Source organism: Afipia clevelandensis ATCC 49720 (genome assembly GCF_000336555.1).
Taxonomy (GTDB): domain Bacteria; phylum Pseudomonadota; class Alphaproteobacteria; order Rhizobiales; family Xanthobacteraceae; genus Afipia; species Afipia clevelandensis.
This window is the reverse complement of the sequence record NZ_KB375281.1, coordinates 4390971-4397654: the sequence shown is the minus strand read 5'-3', so window position 1 is coordinate 4397654 and position 6684 is coordinate 4390971. Positions and strand designations below refer to the sequence as shown.

The following is a 6684-nucleotide window of genomic DNA, read 5'->3' as shown; positions in this document are numbered from 1 at the left end:
CATTGCCGCTGGTGGAGATCGCGCCGGTGGCAGAAACGGTAACGGTGCCGCCTGCTCCGCCGTCGCCGCCGCCCCGGCCGTTGCCCGCAACGTAGGCGTCGCCGCCGCTACCGCCGTTGCCACCGCGTGATGTCACGATGATGCCGGCCGCGTTGGTGGTGACAACAGCTCCGGAGCTTCCCACCGCCGGATTGGCGCCCGGCTGGGAATAGGTCAAGGTCAGGTTGTTGCCGCCATTGCCATTGTCGCCTGGTTCGGTCCCGATGCCGACGCCGCCGTCGCGACCGTTGCTGCCATCGTCGGCGCGAGCGTTCAATGCCAACCCGGACACCCCGCCGGACGGCGTGACATTATTGGTCAGCGAGTTGACATTGAGGGTCGTGACCGCGTTGCCGTCGTAACTGACGCCGCCGGAAATATTTCCAGTACAATTGACGACGCCATCACACGCCGCGGACGCCGGAAGAACCGACGCATACAGCAAGGCGCAGCCGCAAAAAGCCGCCCGCAGCCCCCGAGCTGATCCGCCAACCAGGCCCACGATGTCCCCAACCTGAAATCACGTCCCTGCGTCCGGTTGGTCCGGATCACTTGATTCCACAGCATTTTTGCACCGTTCACGGATATCTGTCGTCTCAACCCGCGCAGACACACGATATTTCCGCCGACCCGTCTCGGAACAGGCGGCTGGAACCTTTCCGGTTCCGGCGGGTTTCAATAGGTTGATCTGACGATTGGTGGGGGAATTCGTGGAAGGCCAGGCACGTTTCGATGCATCAGGATCCGACGCCGGACGATATCGCATGCTTGTCGATGCGATTACCGACTATGCGATTTACATGCTGGACCTTCAGGGGATTATCTCAAGCTGGAATCCGGGAGCGCGCAGGTTCAAGGGCTACGAGGAAGCCGAAATCGTCGGGCAGCACTTCTCCCGATTTTATACCGAAGCTGACCGGGCATCCGGTCTTCCACAACGCGCGCTCGAAGCCGCGATTCGCGACGGAAAATTTGAAAGCGAAGGCTGGCGCGTCCGCAAAGACGGAACGAGATTCTGGGCCTATGTGGTCATCGACCTGATCCGCGACGCGTCCGGCAATCCGGTCGGCTTCGCCAAGATCACCCGCGATCTCACCGAACGCAAACAGGCAGAAACCGCACTGCGCAACAGCCAGGAGCAGTTCCGGCTGCTGGTGAATGGCGTCACCGACTACGCAATCTACCTGCTCAAACGCGATGGCACGGTTGCGAGCTGGAATTCCGGCGCACAGCGTATCAAGGGCTACACACGGGACGAAATCGTCGGGCAGCACTTCTCGCGGTTTTATACCGAAGAAGACAAGAGTGCCGGTCTCCCCGAACGCGCCCTTGAAATCGCGGAACGCGAAGGACGATTCGAGAAAGAAGGATGGCGCGTCCGCAAGGACGGAACGATATTCTGGGCCAATGTGGTGATCGACGCGATCCGCCATGCCGACGGATCCCTGCTCGGATTTGCCAAGATCACCCGTGACATCACCGCGCGAAAGGATACTGAGCGCGCTCTCGAAGAAACACGTCAGGCGCTTGTTCAATCGCAAAAAATGGAAGCCCTCGGCCGGTTGACCGGCGGCGTCGCGCATGACTTCAACAATCTGCTGATGGCCATTCAGGGCAGCCTTGAGCTGCTGCAGAGAAATCTTCCCAACGACAATCCGAAGATCGGACAGCTCCTTGACAATGCCCTTCAGGGCACACAACGCGGCGCCGCGCTGACGCAGCGCATGCTGTCCTTTGCCCGCCGCCAGGAACTCAAGCCGATCGCGGTAAATGTTCCGGTCCTGCTGAACGGAATGACCGAGCTTTTGCAGCGCTCGCTGGACCCCTCGATCCGGATCGACATGCAATTTCCGGCCTCGTTGCCCCCGGCTTTGGTGGACGCCAATCAGCTCGAGCTTGCGATTCTTAATTTGGCAGTCAATGCGCGCGACGCCATGCCCAAGGGCGGAACAATGGTCGTCAGCGCTCGCGATCACATCGCCTCCGGCTCGGATGGATCGGCTCCGCAACGCTATCTTTGCATCACCATCGCCGACAGCGGCACCGGCATGGACGACAAAACCCTCGCGCATGCGATGGAGCCTTTCTTCACGACCAAAGGTGTTGGAAAAGGGACCGGCCTTGGTCTGCCCATGGTTCATGGCATGGCGCAGCAATCGGGAGGAAAGCTCGTTCTGAAAAGCCAGCTTGGCGTCGGAACGACAGCCGAACTCTGGCTGCCTGTCGCACTGGCGGAAGCCGCGTCCGTGAAATCGCCCGTCACCCCTACGCGGGTCACGCGCTCTGACCGGAAGCTCGTGATCCTCACCGTGGACGACGATCCGCTCGTCGGACTGAACACGTCCTCAATTCTGGAAGAACTCGGGCACAAGGTTCATAGCGCCTCCTCGGGCACACGAGCGCTCGAAATCCTTGAGCAGGAATCCGACATCGAGCTTCTGATAACCGACCAAGCCATGCCGCATATGACCGGCATCGACCTGATCAGAACCATCCGCGCCGAAAGGCCGGACTTTCCAGCGATCATCGCCACCGGTTACGCCGAGCTTCCCCACGGGGAAGCGGACGGAATTCCGAAACTCGCCAAACCGTTCAGACAACAGGATCTGGCCGCGATCATCGACGAGGCCATGTCGTCTGCATCCAGCCCGCCGCATCGGATAGCGCGGGAAGCCTAATTGCCTCGCGCCAGATCCGCTCTGACGCGATCATGGATTCCGGACGATATGTGTGCCGGTCTGTCCGCGAAGCGCCGCCATCGCATGATCGAGATGACTGATGATCGCGCGCTTGCCGCCTCCCTCCAGAAAGCGAATCGCGGCATCGACCTTCGGCCCCATGCTTCCGGGCGGGAAATGCCCCTCACGATGATACATCTTGATTTCGTCGAGGGTGACCTCAGCCAATTCCTTCTGGTTGGGCTTGCCGAAGTTGACGGCGACGCGGGGCACCGCCGTTAAAATCAGCAGTTCTTCAATGTCGAGAACATTGGCGATGTGCGCCGAGGTCAAATCCTTGTCGATCACCGCCGGAACGCCGGTGCGAACACCTCGCGCATCGCGCACCACCGGCATGCCGCCACCGCCGCCTGCGATCACGATCGTGCCGCGCTTCACCAGCGCATCGACCAGCGAGATGTCGCAGACATGCTTCGGTTTCGGCGACGGCACGACATGACGCCAACCGCGACCTGAATCCTCGCGCATCGCCCAGTTGAGCTCCTTGCTGATATTCTTCGCTTCCTCTTCCGTGAAGAAGGGGCCTACGAACTTCGTCGGATTCTTGAACGCGGGATCATCGGCATCGACTTCAACCTGCGTGAGAAGGCTTGCGACGTGCCGCTGGTTTCCATCCTCCCGCAGCGCATTTTCGATCGCCTGCATCAGCAGATAACCGATCCCGCCCTGACTGTGCGCCACGCAGATATCCATCGACATCGGCGGGATGCGGCTCATGGTCAGCATCTGGCGCATCATGATCTTGCCGACCACCGGCCCGTTGCCATGGGTAATGACAAGCTCGTTGTCGATCTTGGCCAACGGCAACAGCGCCCTCGCGGTGTGCTGGGCGACGTTCTTCTGCTCCTCGGACGTCCCGGAAATGTCTTCGGGATGAACCGCGTTACCGCCGATTGCGATCACGAGACGGCGCGGGACCTCATTAAGAGTGCGCATAGCGAGCCACCTTGATGTCGTTGGCGGCGAAGGCAAGAGCCAGTTCGCAAGCCTGTGCGTTCGATGGCGCGACCAGAATTCCCGCTTCTTCCAGACGGCGAACCTGTGCGGAACGCACTTGACGGTCGAGCTCGGTGCCGGTCACCGAGGCGACAATGACCGGCGCGCTGTCGGAGCGACCCGCCACAATCCCTGCCAGATGTCCGGCAGGATCGGCATGCGCGCCATAACCGATCACGAGGTCGACGAGAATGACCGCGACTTCAGGATCGACCAGGGCTGCGCGCAACGCATCGTCCCGGACGGACGGGTCGATCATCGGATGTGGACGGCCTTGGGTATATTCGTCGGCACCCAGATCAATGATGCGGTCGCGGCCTGCGCTTTCCGGTGCATCGAGATATGGCACATCCGGAATCGCCGCATTCGATGCGACCTTGCGGCCGCCGGCACCGAGAATCACCTGCGCCTCGGCGCAAAGCGTTCCGCCGGCAAACAGACCCTCGATGCGGCGCTCGCCCCTGCGCTTCGGCAGACGTGTCGCCAGCTTCGTCACGCTGAAATGGCCGCCGATCGTCTTGCCGCCGAGCGCAAGTTCGGCTGCATCCTTGAGCGTGCGGGCGAACTTCGCATTGGGCGGCAGATCCGCCGAGTCCGCCCCGATGAAGCATACCGTGTAGGATTTCGGACTTTGCGCGATCCGCGCAATGACAGCTTTTGCGACATCCGGATGTGGTGGCTTGGAAATCAGCACCACATGCTCCGTCTCCGGATCGGCGTCGAGCGCGTCGATCGCCATCAGCGTGGTGATCCCGCCGATCTCCTTTTTCAGGTCACGTCCGCCGACGCCGATGGCATGCGAGATGCCCTCACCTGCTTCCGAGACAAGGCACGAAACCTCCTGCGTGCCCGTTCCCGACGCGCCGATGATTCCGATCCGTCCGCGGTTCAGCTTGTTGGCGAAGGCCAGCGGCGCTCCGCCAATGATGGCGGTGCCGCAGTCAGGCCCCATCATCAGCAAGCCGCGTTCACGCGCATGCTGCTTCAGAGACAATTCATCCGCGATCGCGACGTTGTCACTGAACATCAGGACGTGCAGGCCGCGGTTGAGCGCCTTGCGCGCTTCCGCAGCCGCGAATTCACCAGGAACGGAGATCAGCGCAAGATTGGCATCAGGCGCTGCCTTGACCGCCGCGCCGATGCTGCGCGGCCGCCACACCGCACCTTCCGCGCTTTGGCTCTTCGGTTTATCGAGCGCCTTGCGCGCCTCGGCAAGCGCGGCACGGGCAGCCTGCTCGTTCTCGGCTTTCACGGCGAGAATGAGATCGTTGCCTTGCGCATTGATGTCACCGTCAAGAAGTCCCGCATTGCGCATGATGGCCGTGTTGGAAGGCGTTCCCATCATCAGTGCGGCTTCGAGAATGCCGGGTGCCGCGGCAATCTCACGCGACAGCCGCATCAGCGCGACCGAATCCAGATAAAATCCCTTGCGGATTTCGCTCAGAACAAACGCGCTCATGACACCCCCAGATCTTTCGCAATCGCCCGGACAGCCTGCTGGAAACACGCCATCGGCGCCTTCACCACGCCCGCACCGACCTGACCGATTCCGGGTTCACGGTGCGCGATGCCGGTATTGATGATCGGCGCCAGTCCGGTTTCGACAACCAGCCGCACGTCGATTCCCGTCGGCACTCCGGCAAAATCGAGCGCAGCAATGGTCCACTCCGAATTCTGCCCCACGGTGATTTCACCCATTGCCCGGGTAAAGTTTCCCGCCTCCGACGGCGCACCGGCGCCGATAAACCCGGCGACAGCGGGCGACGCCGCCATCGCGAAGCCGCCCAGACCGACGGTCTCCACAATCGCGGAATCACCCATGTCCGGGTTGGCGTCCTTCTCGGAATAACCGGCAAAATACAGACCTTCCGGCATCTCGACCGGCGCAGTGAACCACTGGTCGCCCATACCGCTCACACGCACGCCGAAGTCGGTGCCGTTGCGGCACATGGCTGTGACTACCGTCGAACCGCGAATGCCCTTCGCCGGATCGGTCATCGCCTTGCCCATCGCCATCGCGATATTGAGGAAGAACTGATCGTTCTGCGCGATGAAGCCGATGCAGTCGGCGAGAATGTTGTTGTCAGTCGAGGTTCGCGCCAGCGATGGCCCGATCTCGCGCAGGAACACGCTCGAGCAGGCCAGGTTGCGCTGGTGCATCTCGTCGCCCATCGAGAGACCACGCGCGATGATCGACTTGAGCTCGATGCCGCCCCGCGCCCGGATCGCCTTGGCGAGCACGGGACCGAACACGTCGCGCAGCCAGGCTAGCCGCGCAAGCACGCTCGCGTCGTTGCCGCCAAAGCGCATCACCTTGCCGAGGCCTTCGTTGATCGCGCAGTAGGCACGGTTGCCGAACCGTGTGTTCTCGACAACGAACAGCGGCATCGACACCGTCGTCATGCCGGTCATCGGCCCTACCGCACCGAAATGGTGGTTCGGATGGAATTCAATGCCGCCGCCGGCGGCCAGTTCAGTGGCGGATTCAAGATCGGACGCCCAGCCTTCAAAGACGATTGCGCCGGCGACCGCGCCGCGCATCGGCCCGCACATCCTGTCCCATGTGATTGGCGGACCGGCGTGAAGGATCATCCTCTCCTTCAGGCCCTTCAGGACATCGCGCGCAGGAACGATGTCGATCAGCTTTGGCTCACCCTCCAGAATGCGCGCGAGAGCCTGCTTGTTCGCTTCCTCGATCAGCTTCATGGATGCCCCCTCACACGCCGAGCTTCGCGAGCAAAGCCGCCATCTCCGGATCACCACCGGCGGGCGGAGACCAATCGACATGAACGACTTCGATGTCGCAATCGCGCAGATCTTTCACAAAGCCTTCGAGGCCGACATTCACGACCTTTACGTTGCCGGTCAGCAGCGCCTGGTACGGCTTGTTGGTTTCATTTGCCACGAACAT

General features: G+C 61.7%; 5 protein-coding genes and 1 pseudogene. 1 reads left to right on the top strand and 5 read right to left on the bottom strand.

What is annotated here, in order from left to right:
- Positions 1–541 (bottom strand): annotated as a pseudogene (locus HMPREF9696_RS21875) (hypothetical protein); the annotation flags it as partial.
- Positions 542–749: 208 nt separating this feature from the next.
- On the opposite strand from HMPREF9696_RS21875, the gene HMPREF9696_RS20990 reads away from it, so the two are divergent.
- A complete protein-coding gene (locus HMPREF9696_RS20990; RefSeq protein ID WP_430642314.1) occupies positions 750–2717 on the top strand; it encodes a hybrid sensor histidine kinase/response regulator in 1968 nt (655 codons plus the stop codon).
- Between the two features lie 30 nt (positions 2718–2747).
- Here the strand turns inward: HMPREF9696_RS20990 and arcC are convergent, their stop codons facing one another.
- From arcC to HMPREF9696_RS20970, 4 genes are read right to left on the bottom strand one after another with little or no spacing between them, the layout of a single operon-like run.
- On the bottom strand, positions 2748–3713 hold the full coding sequence (arcC, locus tag HMPREF9696_RS20985; protein WP_002715072.1) for a carbamate kinase: 966 nt from the start codon (positions 3711–3713) through the stop codon (positions 2748–2750).
- Positions 3700–5232: an acyl-CoA synthetase FdrA gene (gene fdrA / locus HMPREF9696_RS20980; protein ID WP_002715071.1), complete on the bottom strand. Its 1533-nt coding sequence runs from the start codon at positions 5230–5232 to the stop codon at positions 3700–3702. The genes arcC and fdrA overlap by 14 nt, the downstream gene beginning before the upstream one ends.
- Complete coding sequence (locus HMPREF9696_RS20975) at positions 5229–6479, bottom strand: YlbE family protein (protein ID WP_002715070.1); 1251 nt, start codon at positions 6477–6479, stop codon at positions 5229–5231. Before HMPREF9696_RS20975 ends, fdrA begins: the two co-directional genes overlap by 4 nt.
- A gap of 10 nt (positions 6480–6489) precedes the next feature.
- Positions 6490–6684, bottom strand: a complete 195-nt coding sequence (locus HMPREF9696_RS20970) for a hypothetical protein (RefSeq protein WP_002715069.1) — start codon at positions 6682–6684, stop codon at positions 6490–6492.

Coding starts and splice junctions, on each gene's coding strand:
- arcC (WP_002715072.1), bottom strand. CDS start 3,713: ATGCGCACTCTTAATGAGGTCCCGCGCCGTCTCGTGATCGCAATCGGC.
- fdrA (WP_002715071.1), bottom strand. CDS start 5,232: ATGAGCGCGTTTGTTCTGAGCGAAATCCGCAAGGGATTTTATCTGGAT.
- HMPREF9696_RS20975 (WP_002715070.1), bottom strand. CDS start 6,479: ATGAAGCTGATCGAGGAAGCGAACAAGCAGGCTCTCGCGCGCATTCTG.
- HMPREF9696_RS20970 (WP_002715069.1), bottom strand. CDS start 6,684: ATGTTCGTGGCAAATGAAACCAACAAGCCGTACCAGGCGCTGCTGACC.